9 protein-coding genes are annotated in these 16568 nt (G+C 57.6%); 6 read left to right on the top strand and 3 right to left on the bottom strand.

The window, feature by feature from the left end:
- The 4 genes from AL3_RS17090 to AL3_RS18590 all read left to right on the top strand — a co-directional run.
- Positions 1–1667 (top strand): glycosyltransferase family protein (locus AL3_RS17090; RefSeq protein WP_255220906.1); only part of this gene is annotated, 1667 nt, incomplete at its 5' end.
- Between the two features lie 8 nt (positions 1668–1675).
- On the top strand, positions 1676–2923 hold the full coding sequence (wecC, locus tag AL3_RS17085; RefSeq protein WP_066303353.1) for a UDP-N-acetyl-D-mannosamine dehydrogenase: 1248 nt from the start codon (positions 1676–1678) through the stop codon (positions 2921–2923).
- 40 nt (positions 2924–2963) lie between these two features.
- Positions 2964–7358: a glycosyltransferase gene (locus AL3_RS17080; protein ID WP_083521859.1), complete on the top strand. Its 4395-nt coding sequence runs from the start codon at positions 2964–2966 to the stop codon at positions 7356–7358.
- A gap of 17 nt (positions 7359–7375) precedes the next feature.
- Positions 7376–8791, top strand: a complete 1416-nt coding sequence (locus AL3_RS18590) for a hypothetical protein (RefSeq protein ID WP_151723977.1) — start codon at positions 7376–7378, stop codon at positions 8789–8791.
- Between the two features lie 8 nt (positions 8792–8799).
- Here the strand turns inward: AL3_RS18590 and AL3_RS18585 are convergent, their stop codons facing one another.
- From AL3_RS18585 to wecB, 3 genes are all read right to left on the bottom strand, one after another.
- Positions 8800–9552, bottom strand: coding sequence for a hypothetical protein (locus AL3_RS18585; RefSeq protein WP_151723976.1), 753 nt, complete (start codon positions 9550–9552; stop codon positions 8800–8802).
- A 422-nt stretch (positions 9553–9974) separates the two neighbouring features.
- Positions 9975–11633 (bottom strand): DUF6270 domain-containing protein, encoded by a 1659-nt coding sequence (locus AL3_RS18580; RefSeq protein ID WP_151723975.1) that lies wholly within the window; start codon positions 11631–11633, stop codon positions 9975–9977.
- The gene (wecB, locus tag AL3_RS17075; protein ID WP_066303347.1) at positions 11626–12771 is read right to left on the bottom strand and encodes a non-hydrolyzing UDP-N-acetylglucosamine 2-epimerase; all 1146 of its coding nucleotides are present in this window, start codon (positions 12769–12771) and stop codon (positions 11626–11628) included. Before wecB ends, AL3_RS18580 begins: the two co-directional genes overlap by 8 nt.
- Before the next feature lie 550 nt (positions 12772–13321).
- Between wecB and AL3_RS17070 the strand changes: the two genes are divergently transcribed.
- The gene (locus AL3_RS17070) at positions 13322–14320 is read left to right on the top strand and encodes a DAK2 domain-containing protein (RefSeq protein WP_083521860.1); all 999 of its coding nucleotides are present in this window, start codon (positions 13322–13324) and stop codon (positions 14318–14320) included.
- Positions 14321–14334: 14 nt separating this feature from the next.
- Positions 14335–16560 carry an ATP-dependent DNA helicase RecG gene (recG, locus tag AL3_RS17065; protein ID WP_066303359.1) on the top strand — a complete coding sequence of 742 codons (2226 nt, stop codon included), beginning with the start codon at positions 14335–14337 and terminating at the stop codon, positions 16558–16560.
- The last annotated feature ends 8 nt before the right edge of the window (positions 16561–16568 follow it).

Below are 16568 nucleotides of genomic sequence, written 5' to 3'. Positions count from 1 at the left end.
ATTTTTCGTTGATGGCCTTCAGCTACGAATGGAAACAGACCGCGCTGTCCAATAGCGGCTGGGCTGAGCAGATTAGCACTCAACGGCCGGATCTCCTGTTCGTGGAGTCAGCTTGGTCCGGCAACAAGGGGGAATGGAAACACCAGCTCACTGGCTCCAACGGTCCTTCCGCAGATATCCGTGCCCTGGTAGCTGCCTGCCGGCAGATGGGTATCCCTACGGTGTTCTGGAACAAGGAGGACCCTCCGCACTACGAGGATTTCCTGGAGACAGCTAGACTTTTCGACCATGTTTTCACGAGTGACTCAAACCGTCTCGCTTCCTACCGTAGGGACCTGGGGCATAACAACGTTGATGTCCTCCAATTCGCCGCACAGCCTGTAATTCATAACCCAGTGCGTCCGCGTTACGGCTGGCACCACAGGGATATCGCCTTCGCCGGGATGTACTTTGCGCATAAGTACCCGGAGCGCCGCGAACAGATGGAAATTCTCCTCGGAGCGTCAGCGGATGTCAGCGACCTGATGCCGATTGGCCTGGAGATCTTCGCACGCCATGGGGAGTCCGACCCGAACTACAGATTCCCTGCCCCCTATGATTCCCGCGTCGTAGGAAGCCTCACATACGACCGGATGCTGACGGCCTACAAGGCCTACAAGGTTTTCCTCAACGTCAACTCTGTTGTGGATTCACCGAGTATGTGTGCCCGGCGTATTTTCGAGATTACAGCTGCCGGGACCACAGTGGTCAGTACGCCCAGCACTGCGCTGGGGGAACTGTGGAACAAGGATGAGCAGTTTATTGTCAGCGACAAGACAGAAGCGGCCCAAACACTCACCGCGCTGGTACGCAACCCTGAACTCTCTGCGCGTCAACTGCACCTGGCACAGCGTCGGATCTGGGCTGAACATACCTACGCCCACCGTACTGAGACTATTGTCCGAACGGCAGTACCTGGCAAAGCTCCCGGGGCCACTGCTCTTCCTTCCGTGTCCCTCTTGGTTTCTTCGAACCGCCCGCACCAGTTGGAACAGGTCTTTCGAACGGCAGGCAGGTTCGCCGGTCCCGACGTTGAACTTGTTTTGCTGACGCACGGGTTCCAGGCCTCTGCTGAATCGATCAAGTCATGGCAGGAAATCTATGGTGTTTCCAATCTGGTGCTGCTGCATGAGCCGGAAAGTGTCCCGTTGGGCGAATGCCTGAACCGTTGCGTAACCGCCTCCAGCGGTGACGTCCTCTCCAAAATGGACGACGATGATTTTTATGGCCCCCATTATCTGTTGGATATGGTGAATGCTCTTGGTTATTCACGAGCAGAGGTTGTAGGTAAACAGGCCCACTACATGTATCTCAGAGGTCGAAACACGACATTGCTCCGCTTTGCGGAGCGTGAGCACCGTTTTACCAACTTGGTTATGGGGCCAACCATCACCGCGCGAAGGGAAGTTTTTCTTGGCACACCCTTCCAAGCGATACAACGGGGTGAGGACAGTCAGTTTCTCAACAGCGTCACGGGACGTGGAGGAACTATTTATTCGACCGACAAATACAACTACTTCCAGTTCCGTGGAAGCGTAAACCACGCGTGGCAGGTTTCCGATGCTGAACTTCTAACATCGGGTGATATTCAGTTCTTTGGTGCACCCGAAGAGCACGTAATAATTTAGGGGAAATTATGAAAACATTTAATAGCGTAGCTGTCATCGGTCTGGGATACATTGGATTGCCCACCGCAGCCGTTCTGGCTGTGAACGGTCTCAACGTGATCGGTGTTGATGTCAACGAGTCCTCAGTCGAGGCAATCAACAGGGGAGAGGTCCCGTTCGTCGAGCCAGATCTCGGCGAAGCGGTGTCCAAGGCCGTCACCGCCGGTACTCTCAAGGCCACTACGGACACCCCAACGGCAGAGGCGTACATTGTAGCTGTTCCGACGCCGTTCAACTCGGACAGAAGCGCGGATCTCTCCTACATTGAGGCCGCAGCCCGGAACATTGCTCCGCAGCTTTGCGGCGGAGAGCTGATCATTCTGGAATCCACCTCCCCTCCCGGAGCGACCCAGCACCTTGGCGAGTACCTCATCAGCCTTCGGCCGGATCTGTCTCTGGACCCGGAAGCGGGAAAGCCCCTTCTCCATGTTGCCCATTGCCCTGAGCGGGTGCTCCCGGGCCGGGTAATGATCGAGATGGTTGCGAACGACCGGATCGTCGGCGGGCTCACATCAACAGCGGCTGAAATGGCCCGCGATCTCTACAGTGTCTTCTGTGACGGATCGATGCACATTACCGATGCCAAGACGGCCGAGATGGCCAAGCTGGTTGAAAACTCCTATCGGGACGTGAATATCGCCTTTGCAAACGAGCTGTCGGTCATTAGTTCCAAGCTGGACATTGATGTGTGGGAACTGATCGAACTCGCCAACCATCATCCGCGCGTAAACATCCTGCAGCCGGGTCCTGGAGTCGGAGGACACTGCATCGCAGTGGATCCCTGGTTCATTGTTGCTGCAGCGCCTGAAGATGCACGCATGATCCGCCAGGCCCGGGAAACCAATGACGCCAAGCCGGCGTGGGTAATCAACCGGGTTCGGGATCTGCTCGCTGATCTGTCCGGGGCTACGGTCGCCGCGCTCGGTCTCGCGTTTAAAGCAGACATTGATGACATGCGGGAGTCGCCGGCGATCGGCATCGTCGCCGCACTGAGTGATCAATTGGCAGAGGAGACGATACTCGTTGCTGAGCCCCATCTGGATCAACTCCCGGCGGCCCTCCAAGACCGTGTCAACGTTTCTCTTGCCTCCACGCAGGAGGCCATAGCAAAGGCGGACGTGGTGCTCCTGCTCGTGGACCACACAGAATTCAAGCAGCTCGATAGGTCGCTTCTGGACGGCAAGCGAGTGGTTGATACACGCGGAATCTGGCGTTAGCCAAGGCCCCCCCGGACCTCGAGCGATCACCTAGGACACGATGAAGCACGCAGACGAGAAGCAATCATTTTCGGCCGAGGCGCTGGCACGCAGACAGCGCTACTCAGCCGATCTCGATGGCCTTTTCGAGGCCTATGAGCAAATGCTTGAAAAAGCCATGGCAGATTCAGCTCACCTGAAATCCGTTCAGGAAGATCTCAGCCGGTTTCAAACCGAGGCCGCGCAACTGAGAACCGCGGTCCAAATGTCCAGGGCAGAAGCACTTCGACTCAAAGCAACACTCACCCAAATTCGGAAGTCGGGAAGCCTGCGGTTGGGGAAGGCAATTCTCAAGCCTGTACGGGGGGTTCGCAGAGCCGCCAAAGCAATTAGGCAGACAGGTGCATCTGAAAATAAACCCTCGAACAACACTCCGGCGGTTCCAGACAACCCAGGCGAACGCAGCAGGGACTTAGCCAAGCAGGAAGAACACCAACGGGCGGTCCGTCGTGAGGGTACAGCGGCCAACATCATCCGCGCTGTTTCCCATGCGTATTACGTGCTTGGCGACATACAAGAACCGGCGAAACTGATCCGCGAGCACGAATCTGTTCTGACGTCCCTATCAGCTCGTGACCAGCGAACCGTCAACGCAGTGCTTGGGCAGGACCGCCTGTGGCACCGGGACCCACATATCGCCCCACGGCAGCCCAACCCGGGGTACCTCGCTGAACGTGGACGCGTGATGTATTGCGCCCATAGCACCGGACACTACAACAGCAACGGTTACTCAACGAGGACGGCAGAACTCGTGCTGGGCATGAAGAACCAGGGAATGGATGTTCTGGTTGCGGCTCGGCCTGGATACCCATGGGACGTTCCTGCCGATCAGCCCAAACCGGCTTCCCAAAGGTTCACCAGGACCATCTCGGGTGTTGAACACATCTTCTCCCCGGGACCGTCATGGACTTCTCAACCACTCGATCATTATTGGCATGAAGCATCAGATGCATATGTTCGCGAGGCCCAGCGGGCACGCGTAGCCGCTATTCACTCCGCTTCAAATCATGTCACCGCATTGCCAGCCCTAGTCGCTGCCCGCCGCCTGGGCATTCCCTTTTCCTTCGAGGTAAGGGGATTGTGGGAAATCACAGAGGCCTCGGAAAAGCCATCGTGGCACGAATCGGAAAAATATCAACTGGCTCAGAGGCTGGAAACTCTCGTCGCGGTAAACGCCGACGTTGTCTTTGCCATTACGGACCAGGTGCGTGACGAACTCGTCACGCGTGGTGTAAAGCGTGACAAAATTCAGTTGCTGCCCAACGGTGTCGACACAGACCGTTTTACGCCAATGCCGCCGTCGGATCGGATACGCCGGAAACTCGGTTTGCCCAACGGCGTACCCGTCATCGGATACGCCGGCAGTCTGGTTCACTATGAGGGAATCTCCGACCTGCTGTCTGCTGTGGGAATCCTGAAGGAGCAGTCAGTTGATTTTCGAGCCGTCATCGTCGGCGACGGCGCTGAGCTGCCCCGACTCATGGCACAATCGGCGGCACTGGGAATTGAGGACTACGTCCATTTCACAGGCCGGGTTAAGGCGGAGGATGTTCCCGAGTATCTGAGCATTTTCGACGTGATGCCTTGCCCGCGGGTCAGACTGCCCGTCACTGAACTTGTATCGCCTTTGAAACCGCTGGAGGCCATGTCGGCTGGGAAAGCAATGGTCCTGACGGACCTCGGACCGCTACGGGAATTCGCCGGTGAGTCGCAAGAGAGGGCGCTGCTCGCGGAACCCTCAGATCCCGGATCGCTGGCTGAGGCGCTGAGGCGTCTCCTGACGGACCAGCAGCTTCGTCAGGAAATGGGCCGGCGAGCGAGGCTTTGGACCATCCGGTCCCGTCAATGGCGTTCCATAGGCAATGTAGTGACTCAGAAACTAGAGACGGTCATGGCGAACGAGCGTGGCTCGGTCCCCGGGCAACGTGAACTTCGCGAATTCACTATTGGAATCATTGCAGATACCTTCACCACCGAAGGTCTGCGTCCTGAAGTGAACCTCTCTGAGCTGCTGCCCGGAACCTGGCGCGAGCAGTTAAAGCAGACTCCAGTAGACGCGTTGTTCGTGGAATCCGCCTGGGAGGGAGCCCACGGACAGTGGCGGCAGAAGGTGGGATACTACGATGAGGAAAAATTCCAAGATCTCCGCGAACTGCTGGAATTCTGCAACCAGCACTCCATTCCGACGATCTTCTGGAACAAAGAAGACCCGATCCACTTCAACCGGTTCGCGCGCACCGCTGAGTTCTTCGATCATGTGTTTACGACGGATTCAGATTGCCTACCGCGCTACGCTCGAGCTGAAGGTCAACGCTCTCAAACTATAGGGTCGCTGGCCTTCTACGCTCAGCCAAAACTGCATAACCCTCTGCCCACCGACTACCCCTATGAGCAAACCGTGGCTTATGCCGGCTCATACTATGGGGACAGATATCCTGAACGCTCGGCCGAACTGGCCACTTTGTTGAGCGCAGCCCAGAGTTTTGGTTTGACGATATATGACCGGCAGTACCTCAACAATGAGAGTCCGTATAAATTCCCGGATAGTCTAGCCAATTTTGTACGGGGCGGTCTCCCTTATCTTGAGATGGTCAAGGCCTACAAAGCACACCCAGTAAACATCAACGTCAATTCTGTGGACCGCTCACCGACCATGTTCTCTCGACGGGTCGCCGAGATCACAGCGTCTGGATCAGTCGTTCTCAGCGGCAAAGGTGAAGGCGTCTCCAGGATCATGGATGGTTTGGTTCACACGGTTTCCAATCCACTTGAAGCCAGCATCCTGCTCGAACGTTGGATGAACGATGAGAGACTGCGGCTGAAGGATGCCTGGCTGACGTACCGTCTTATTCACCGTGGGCATACCGCTGCCCATCGCCTGGCCTATATTCTTCGCTGCGCTGGGTTGGTGGTTCGCGCACCCCAACCGCCTCGATATGCTGTAAAAGTCGCCGAACCTACAGAACGCGTTATCAGGCAGTTGGCTGCCCAGACTGTCAGGCCGACTGCTGTAATTTCGCCGTTGAAGCCGGATACGGACACTCTGGGTATGCGTTTCCTGGCCGAGACCGAGGCCACAGCCGGTGCGCTAGAGGATTTGGGCGTCTCCTGGGTAGGAATCCTACCCACCACAGAATTCGACCGGACAACGTTCGAAGACATACTGACGGCCACAACCTATGGTGAGTGGAGTGAAATCGGGGCCTCGGATGAGGGTATTGATACGTCCGGTTGCGGGCTGGTCAGTTACGCGGCCGCGCCAGAAGGCGCTCCAGTGCTCGTGTCCGTGAAGGACCGGGAGACCCAGCCGGCTAGACGTTTGCTTTTTCGGAGGCCGGTTGCGCTCGGCAGCGAGCCAGTGCGGCATGATGCGACAACAGCTCCAACTCGCGGCTCGGCGAAGGAGATTATCGTTGCCGGGCATGACCTGAAGTTCGCACAAGGGATCATCCGTGCCCTGGAGACGAAGGGACATCACGTTTCCATAGACCGTTGGCACGGGCACAATCAGCACGATGAAGCCCGAAGCAAGGAACTTCTTGCAAAGGCTGACATCGTCTTCTGTGAGTGGACCCTCGGGAACACCGAATGGTATTCAAAGAACCTGATGCAACACCAGCGACTGGTCACAAGATTCCACTCGCAGGAGCTATTTACTGTTTATCCGAATCGAGTCGACACTAGCCGTTTGGATAACGTGATATTTGTTGGGAAACACATCCAAAATATAGCGGTCCGTGATCACGGGATACCGCCGGAAAAGTCGACTGTCATTCCGAACCCTGTGGATTGTGCAGGTTTGGATCTGAACAAGACTGATGACGCACGATTCACTCTGGGTATGGTGGGCATTGTCCCAGCCCAGAAAGGCGTGCATCGAGCACTGGATCTGTTGGTGCTCCTGCGCGAAAGGGATATGCGGTACCGCCTCCGTATCAAGGGCAAACGGCCGGAAGAATATTCGTGGATGGCGAGCAGGCCCGAAGAGATGGCGTACTACGACAGCCAGTATCAGAGAATCGAGGAGGATCCACTGCTTCGTGGTGCGGTTGACTTCGACGGCCATGGGGACGATATGGTCCACTGGTATCAGAGTATTGGCGTCGTCCTGTCTCTGAGTGAGTTCGAGTCCTTCCACCTGACGCTGGCTGACGGTGCGGCAAGCGGCGCCGTCCCCGCTGCTTTGGCCTGGCCTGGAGCCGACCAGATCTATCCGGATAACTGGCTCCACCCCAGCGTTTCAGAAATGGCCGCGTATATAAGGGCATCGACGGAAGCATCCGAAGTCTGGAGAAAAAACGGTTCGGAGTCGAGGTCCTGGGTGGCTGAGCATTTCTCGGAGACAAGAGTTGTGTCTACCATTTCAGCGGCCATTTTGGGCGATAGTGGCGAATGAGCTGGGGTAACCTCGCAGTGCAGGCGCTGAGTGCAAACAAATACCGTAAGGCGCAACGTGTCCTCCAAGGACCGTTTAGGGCGGCAAACAGAATCCAACAAGGTTGGACCTCGCATCGCTTTGACAGCGGATACACACTGGAACCCGCGAGCGTCGGTCAAAGCTATCGCGTTAGCTGGCAGATCCCGAAGCAGTATTCGCTCGAAGTTCACGGCCATTCCTTCGTTCTGTTGGATCGGAAAGGGGCCCGCCTTGGTGAGGTGCGTTTGGACGCAAATGGGCCGTCCCGGCTGGTTCATTCGTTCGATGCTCGAGGCTCAAAACATGGGTGCGGAGAAATTGCAGTGGAAGCTTCTCATACCATGACGGTAAACATCGGAACTAAGGAAGGCCTGATCGTCGACCGAGGTGTTTCGGAGTCAGAGGGTAATTGGAAATTATGGATAGGGGAACGGTTACTCACATATAAGGTCGAGAATCCGATTTCAAAAACCGGGCGCACGAAGCTATGCGTTGTATTCTCCGCTATAAGTGGCCCCTTTGATTTCACGTACAATTACCGCTCGGCACTCGGCACGGTAGACGCCTATAAAGTGTACATATTGGACAATTTTGGTTCTCAGGGATCATACTATTTTGCCGATCATCGTGATACTTCAATCTTTGAAACCGTCCAGAAATGCATTATCGCTATAGCAGACCGACTTGAAATTGAGCTAGAAAATATAGCATTCGTAGGTTCCTCGAAGGGAGGAACGGCCGCCCTGGCGCACGGGCTGAAGATGGGAGTCGGACGAATTGTAGTAGGTGCACCCCAGTTTCTTCCAGGAACATATCTTATTGGGGCCGCACCAAAGATACTCTCATTTATAGCAGGCGATAATTCTTCAGAATCAATAAAATGGCTGGATCAACTCATCACTACTTCGGCGCAGCAATCAGGAACCAAACCCTCTGTTTCGGTTCTGGTTGGAACTAACGACAGCCATCACCACATACATGTGCAACCGTTTATGCGTTGGTCAGAGGGGGCAGGGGTGAAGTCACAGGCACTCGTTGTAGAGGATCTGAGCCATCAAAATATTGGTCGCGCGTTTGGGCTCTATGCAGCTTCTGTTCTGGCGGCAACGGATGAATCACAGATGCAGAGTATGTTGCCTTACAGTTTCGAATGGCGTGAAGAGTCTGAATACAATGAGGTCCAGCTAAAGCTGTGGGTGCCGGGGGACGAACGAGTATCAGTTGTAATCGAGAGCGAAGACGGCACGGAAACGTTTGCGCAAGGTGAGGGTGGTTCTTACTTTAAAGCCGTGATTCCACCCGGTTTGAATGTGCGTGCACGAGTATTCCGTCAGCGGGATGATGGTTCCGGGCTGAGAGGTTTCTTTGAGACAAGAACTCTAAGCGCTCCGAGGGTGAAACATGACCCATAAGTGCCAACCTAGTCCCAGATTCGAACGAGCTTCCGGTGAATGATCTCCCCATTCATCCGTACGAAAGCACGGACAGAGCACCCTCGCGGAACGTTGGTGAACGCAACAGATTCATTTCGCGAGTACCAAATTGTGTCTATTCGATTAGTGCCCTGCATTAAATAGAATGCAATTGTTGAATCTGCATGAAATAGTTTCAGAAAATTTGTCGTCACTGTCGTTTTTCCCGAACCTGAACGACTTGCAGTCATATGAAACTGACGAGGTAAAGGACGCATATCTGGTGTAGGCATTGCAATGCTTGTCGCCGCAGATGAGTGGTTCAAGAGATCTTGTTCATTGGCGAATCGCTTATTGTCATAACTATGATCAATATAGTCCGATTTGTCATTTCTCGATAAGTTCGAACCTCGGCGCATATAAATAAACGTGGGTTCGTTGTTGCGGACTAGAGTCAGATGTATGTTTTGTTTAAAGAACCTATCAACAGCCTCTTCGTCAATAAGTTCTGGAATCCCCCAGGGACTGTAGTCTGCAGCCGATGAAAAATAGTCGGCTGGAATGACATAAAATTTGTTGCCCGGAATGCAACGGCTGAAATCAACGGTGGTCATGACCGCACCGTCATCTGTCAGAGATGCTAGATGCTGACGATACAGGCCAACGGCGGTCACCTGGTGGGAGCTTTTCTGGAGAATACTGTGCGCCAAAAAGGAGATCTGCTGAAAATGATTGGGTAAAAGGAAGTCATCATCATCCATGGATACCCTAATCAACGCGGAATATCGGTTAAGATCGATGGACGAAACTGCGGATCGGAACAGTGCCTCTCGGCGCCCCGGTTGCTTGTTTGGGTTTTTAATCCTGTCAATATGTGACGAGCTAACCGCGCCGTATCCTGCAGGCGGATGATCATAGAGATGTATCAAGGCGCCCGCCCTTACCGATGAGTTCATACCGTTAATGAGATCATCGATGACCGAGAAGTACTTATCCTTATCGCGGGACAAATGGATAACTAACCTGAGCTCTACGTCCTTAGGTACGACCTGTTTCCCAATGCTGTCTAAGGTATGTCGAAAGCGCTTCAGATACGTTTCGATTATTTTGCCGTCAGTTTCAGCATCACACAGGATTGCGTCGACCCAAAGTAGTGTCTTACGTTCTTCAGGGGAGTAAATGGCTAAACTCCTTCGTCGACTGTCAATAGATGGCCGTAGGCACTTCGGTCCCAGCCAGACAGTGGGCTGCCCCAGTCTTGAAGGCTCAGGTCCACAAAAACGTTGAGGATTTCGCGATATGGCATATTGTGACCGGAGGCAAACGGTTCCACAATGAGCTGGACATTCCCGCTTGACGACTCGGAGGTTTCCGGAAGCATTTGTAACTTTTTAGCGAAAGGCGTCAAATGGTTCTCGATATGAAAGGTATCGTCGTCATTTTGTACGTATATAAGCTGGTAGCTGGATGGTTGTCCTTCCGTCACTCGATCTACTAGACTCACCCGCCGACCAAGCTTATCCAATTGCGTGATCGATCCAATCTCAGGAAATAGAGTCTTTTGATAGTTACTTACAGCTTTGGCCCAGTACCGTCGGATAATGGTCTGAGGATTGAAGACGAGCGCGCGGGAACCTGGTGTGGAAGCTGCAAGATTTACCGAGGCAAAACCGCCACCGGATCCGCCTAAAAACAGAACTTTGTGCGCGCCCAGCTGATCCGCGACCCTCTGGGCGATCCAACTAAATCGTGCTGTCAGATCATCCTGCTCGGATCCGGTAAACCAAGCGAGTTCAAGTTGATCGTTTGCCGCCAGCGCCCCGTCGGCAAGGAACAGAAGGTTTTCTTCTCTGCTTTCGAGTGTCGAAAGAAACTCGAATCGAGGAACCTTGTATTTTCCACGAGGTAGAGCACCATGACTGATAACCAGCAAAGTATCCGAACCTGTGTTCTGAACAAGGAACCGGGCGGGAAACTCCTCATCGAAGGCTGGGCGGGGAGCTATACAATGTTCTGTTCGTCCCGGAACTGTGACATCCAGCTGACCGGGATCGGTCCAATGAAGGACCGGAGCATTGTGCTGTGAATCCCAGTTCCAGTCCAAAACCGGTGCAGCGGAAGTAGTTGACACAGCCTTGGCTAGCTGGCCGGCCAGACTGTGATATTGCGAATCCAAGAGATTCAAGGGCGACGGACCGTGGGGATGATTCGCTGAGCCAATGCCCCTGCGTTCGCGGATGATGCGGATACCCCGGCGCCGCAAGTGGCGGTAGTACGGCTTGAATGCGGTGTTGGCTTCTCTGGAACTCTGACCGAAGCTGTGCTCTACGGAGTCCCCATTCTCGTCCACACCAGCCCAAGGCATACGGAGCACAAACGTCTTAGACTTCAGGCCGAGTTTTGTGAGTAACTCCACCAATCGATCGGCTGCAGTCTTCCACAGGGAGAGGTGCTCGCGTGAACCAAACATGATGTGTCGTGCGGCCGACGCGCCATGCAGGACTGACTTCTTCAGCTGGGGTGATGCGGTAAGGAAAGTCCCATCCGTTAGGGAGTGTACGCCGAAGCGTTCGTCAGCAAGATCCCACAGCATGAAGTCAAGGGTCGTGGCCTTGTTCTCCAACGTGGACGGAAGTGAAGCTGCGGCGTCGTCTCTGACCTGGCGCAAGCCTGCCGCCGTCTGGCCAGGCAAGGCATCCAGCGTCACATTGCTGGGCCCGTTCATTGCACTGATCAGGGACTGACGAACCACATAGCCTGTTCGCTCCGCGCTCTCGGTATAGCTATTGATCAGGTTTGCTGCGGCGTGGCTCCCATAGATGAAAACCCGTTTACTAGGCATCGCCAAAATCGGCGATCCGCGACCCGACCCCAAGGAGTTCCTCGATAGCCGCCACAGTGCGCTGTGCCGCCTTGCCATCCCCGTACGGGTTTACGGCATTGGCCATGGAATCGAAGTGCACACGATCGTTCAGCAGCTGATCAACTTCCGCGACAATGCGGTTCTCGTCAGTGCCGATCAGCTTGACCGTGCCGGCTACTACAGCTTCCGGGCGCTCAGTGTTCTCACGCATCACCAGGACGGGTTTGCCGAGGCTGGGGGCTTCCTCCTGGACTCCGCCGGAGTCAGTGAGCACAACGTGCGCCATGGAGAGCATCCGTGTGAACTCGCCGTAGGCCAGGGGCTCCACCACGATGACGTTCTTCTTGCCATCGATGAACGGGACAACGGCCGCGCGGACCGCCGGGTTCTTGTGCAGCGGAACCACAAGCGTCAGGTCGGGTTCTGCATCGGCGATTCGAGCCAACGCCCGGCCCACGCCGCGCATTGCTTCGCCCTGATTCTCGCGGCGGTGAGTTGTCACGAGAAGAATGCGGGCATCCTCTTCGGCGAGCCTCTCAAGCTGCGGATCCGTGAAAGGCACCTTCTTGTCGACGGTCATGAACAGGGCATCGATGACCGTGTTGCCAGTCACGGCAATATCGGCGGCGGGAATATTCTCTGCGAGGAGGTTGGCCCGGCTGGTCGTGGTCGGGGCCAGATGCAGGCTGGCGATCTGCGACGTCATTTTCCGGTTGGCTTCTTCCGGAAAGGGAGAAAAAAGATCTCCGCTGCGAAGCCCTGCTTCAACATGCACCACAGGAATGCTGTGGTAGAACGCTGCGATGGCCCCTGCAGTGGAAGTGGTCGTGTCGCCCTGAACGATAACTGCGTCAGGCCTGTTGACACTGAAGAGCTTGTCCAATCCGTCAATCGTTCGCGTGAGGATCCCATTCAAGGTCTGGCCAGGAGCAAAAATATTGAGATCGTGGTCAGGGACGATTCCGAACAACCCGTTGACCTGGTCCAGCATCGAGCGGTGCTGTCCCGTCACGGTTGTGAAGTGATTCAGGGTGGTGGATTCCTGGAGCTCAGCAACGATCGGTGCCATTTTGATGGCTTCGGGTCGGGTTCCATAGATAGGCATAACGAGCGGCAAGGTGATCCCCCATAAAACGTGAGACTTAGAAAGTGAGACTGGTAGCGCGGTCTGGTCATCCTAGCCCATTTGCCAATTACTGTTGCATCGTGAGGGGTTTTGTGTTTAGCCAAAAAGTACGAGAAGCGTGATAAGTGCCGGCACGGAAATAAATACGCACAGGCTCAGGGCCACAGCCACAGCACGTTTCCGCCGATAGGAAGTGGCGGGTTCCGGCTTCGACGAACCTGCCGGCCGCACCAAATCACTGCGGACCAAATCACCCTCGGTTCGGGAACCCCGCAGCGTCCCCGAACTCATATGCCGCGCAGCCGCTACGTCCGTGTAAAGCCGTTTGCCCATGTGCTCCACTTTCCCACAAAATCCCCGAAGCTTATCGGTTGCTGTCAGGGCCCTGCGGTACGCTTCTCACTGGACAGGCTGCTTTAAGGGTCAATGATGACCAGTAAGGTTACGCACGCAGAAGCTGGCACGAACCGGAGTCCACGTATGAGCAACAGCACGGAACGGGATTACTTTGCAGACTAAGATCACCGCCAATGCGCAAGCGCTGAAGCGATGGTTGAGCAAGGCCGAGGTCTCCCTGGGGAACCACAGCGACCGGCTGAACGCCATCAATATCTTCCCGGTAGCCGACGGCGATACCGGAACCAACCTCTACCTGACCATGCGCGCAGCCTCCGCTGCGGCGGCGGAGCTGGAGACCCAGGACATCGGCGAACTGCTCTCGACTGCGGGCCGCTCCGCTATGGAACAGGCCCGCGGAAACTCGGGCACCCTGCTCTCCGTTTTCCTCACCGCAATGGCAGAGCCGCTGCAGGGCAGCACCAGGCTGTCCGCGCCGCAGCTGGCGAGAGCCCTGGACCGTGCGCAGCTGCGCTCCTGGTCCGTACTCAGCGATCCCGTTCCCGGGACCATGCTCTCCGTACTCGAAGAGGCTGCCCGGGGCGCGTCCCGGGTGGAAGCCGCCCAGATTGGCGATGACTCCAACGCCGGCCTGGCCGAAACCCTCCGCGCCATGATGACAGCGGCCCTGGCCGCCGTCGTGCGCACTGAAGAGCAGCTGCAGACCCTGACCGATGCTCGGGTGGTCGACGCCGGCGGTGTCGGATTCCTCCTGGTGCTGGACGCCCTGCGCGCCGCGGCCCTGGGCGAGGAACTGCAGCGCGAGCTGCTCGACGGACTGCACGGGTACGACGTCCAGGACCCGCACATCCACAGCAGGCAGCCGCAGCTCGAAGGCGTGGAGGTTATGTGCACCATCACGCTCAGCCCGCTCGACGCCGCCACGATGCGGCTCTCGCTGGATGAGCTGGGGGAGTCCGTGATCATGAGCGCCGTCAGCCCGGTGGGGGATGGCTACCGCTGGCGGGTCCACGTCCACACCCCGGATGCCGGAGCTGTGCTGGAACTGCTGCGCACGGTGGGCGAACCGACCAACGTCACGATCACCGAGCTGTCCGCCAACGGGCACCAGACAACCGAAATTCCGCAGGTCCCGGTCCCGGGGGGCACCGCCGCCAGCGGCGGCTTGGCCCGCGAAGCCTGAGGTCCATGCAGGACATGCAGGACAGGATTCCCGGCGAACTCGACTACCCGCTCGACCGCCGGATTGGTAAACGCTCCGCTGACAAAATCCAGCAGCAGCTTGGGATCTCCACAGTGGGGGAGCTGCTGCTGCACGTTCCGCGCCGCTACCTCGAACGCGGTGAACTCACGCCGATTGCCGAGATCCCCTTCGATGAGGAAGTCACGCTGGTCGCCCGGGTGCAGAGCAACAACGCGCGGCGGATGCAGACCCGGAAGGGAATGATCCTCGAGATCACCGTCACAGACGACGCCGGCGGGTCTCTGGGGCTGCTGCACCTGACCTTCTTCAATGGCTACCAGGCGCAGAAGGACCTGCAGGTGGGTGCCCGCGCCATGTTCTCCGGCAAGGTCGGCGTCTACAAGGGCCAGCTGACGCTCACGAACCCGAACTATGTGCTGCTGGCCGACGACGCCGATGACGAGGAGGAAGCCAAACGGCCCATTCCGGTGTATCCGGCCACCGCCAAACTGACCAGCTGGGACATCAAGAAAACCATCGACCTGCTGCTGGACAGCCTGCAGGCCGAGCGGCTGCGCGATCCGCTCCCCGAGGCCATCCGCCGCCGGGAGGGCCTTATGGGCCTGGCAGCAGCGTACGAGGCCATCCACCGCCCCGCGGATATCCAGGAGGCGTACAAGGCACGCCACCGCTTCCGCTACCAGGAGGCCCTGGTGCTGCAGACGGCCCTGGCACGCCGGCACGCCTTCACCGCCCAGCAGGACGCCACCGCCCGGCCGCCGGTCCAGGGCGGACTGCTTGAAGCCTTTGATGCGGCTCTGCCTTTCACGCTCACCGCCGGCCAGGAACAGGTGGGTGCGGAACTGGCGGCTGATCTTGCGAAGGCACACCCGATGAACCGCCTGCTCCAGGGCGAGGTCGGTTCCGGCAAAACGCTGGTGGCCCTGCGCGCCATGCTCCAGGTGATCGACGCCGGCGGGCAGGCAGCGCTGCTGGCGCCCACCGAAGTCCTCGCCGCCCAGCACCACGCCTCGATCACCCGGACCCTGGGTCCGCTGGCCGAAGGCGGACTGCTCGGCGGCAGCGAGAACGGCACGCGCGTGACGCTCCTGACCGGGTCCATGGGTGCCGCCCAGCGCAAGGCAGCGCTCCTGGAAGCCGCCAGCGGCAGTGCCGGGATCGTGATCGGCACCCACGCCCTGCTCTCGGAGCACGTGCAGTTCGCGGACCTCGGCCTGGTTGTCGTGGACGAGCAGCACCGCTTCGGCGTCGAACAGCGGGATCTGCTGCGGACCAAGGGCCGGCACAGCACCCCGCACCTGCTGGTGATGACGGCGACGCCGATCCCGCGGACCGTGGCCATGACGGTTTTCGGTGACCTGGACGTTTCCACCCTGGCGGAGCTTCCCGCCGGCCGCGCACCGATTTCCACCCATCTGGCCCCGCTGGCGGAGAAGCCCGCCTGGGGGCCGCGCATCTGGGCCCGGGCCCGCGAGGAGATCGACGCCGGCCGGCAGGTCTACGTGGTCTGCCCCAAAATCGGGGACCGCGAAGAGGAACCCGGCACCGAGCTGGCCCTCATCGAGGAACCCGCCGGGAAACCCGCCTCCCAGCGCAGCCAGCGGCCACTGGCCTCCGTGGTGGACACCGTGGAACGCCTGCAGGAGCTGCCGGTGCTGGCAGGCACCCGGATCGCGGTGCTGCACGGCCGGATGGATCCGGCGGACAAGTCCGCGGCCATGGACGCCTTCAACCGCGGGGAGACCGACCTGCTGGTCTCCACGACCGTGATCGAAGTGGGCGTGGATGTGCATAACGCCACCATGATGGTGATCCTCGACGCCGAACGGTTCGGCATGTCCCAGCTCCACCAGCTGCGCGGACGCGTGGGGCGTGGCGGACTGCCCGGCACCTGCCTGCTCGTGACCAACCTTGAACCGGGGCATCCGAGCCGTGAGCGGCTGGACGCCGTCGCAGCGACAACGGATGGCTTTGAACTCTCCCGCCGGGACCTGGAACTTCGCCGGGAAGGGGACATCCTCGGCGCCTCCCAGTCCGGCGGACGCTCCACCCTGAAGCTGCTCCGCGCCATCCAGGACGAAAAAGTCATCGAAAAGGCACGGACCGACGCGCAGGAACTTGTTGCCGGGGATCCTGACCTGCTCGAATACCCCGGCCTCAACGAAGCAATCGAGGCCTACCTGAACCCGGAAAAGGAAGCCTTCCTGGAACGGGGCTGATGCCGGGC

It is taken from the genome of Arthrobacter luteolus NBRC 107841 (genome assembly GCF_001552075.1).
In the GTDB taxonomy this organism is placed as follows: Bacteria; Actinomycetota; Actinomycetes; order Actinomycetales; family Micrococcaceae; genus Arthrobacter_B; species Arthrobacter_B luteolus.
Note: the sequence above shows the minus strand (reverse complement) of the source record. Positions and strands in the feature narration are given on the sequence as shown.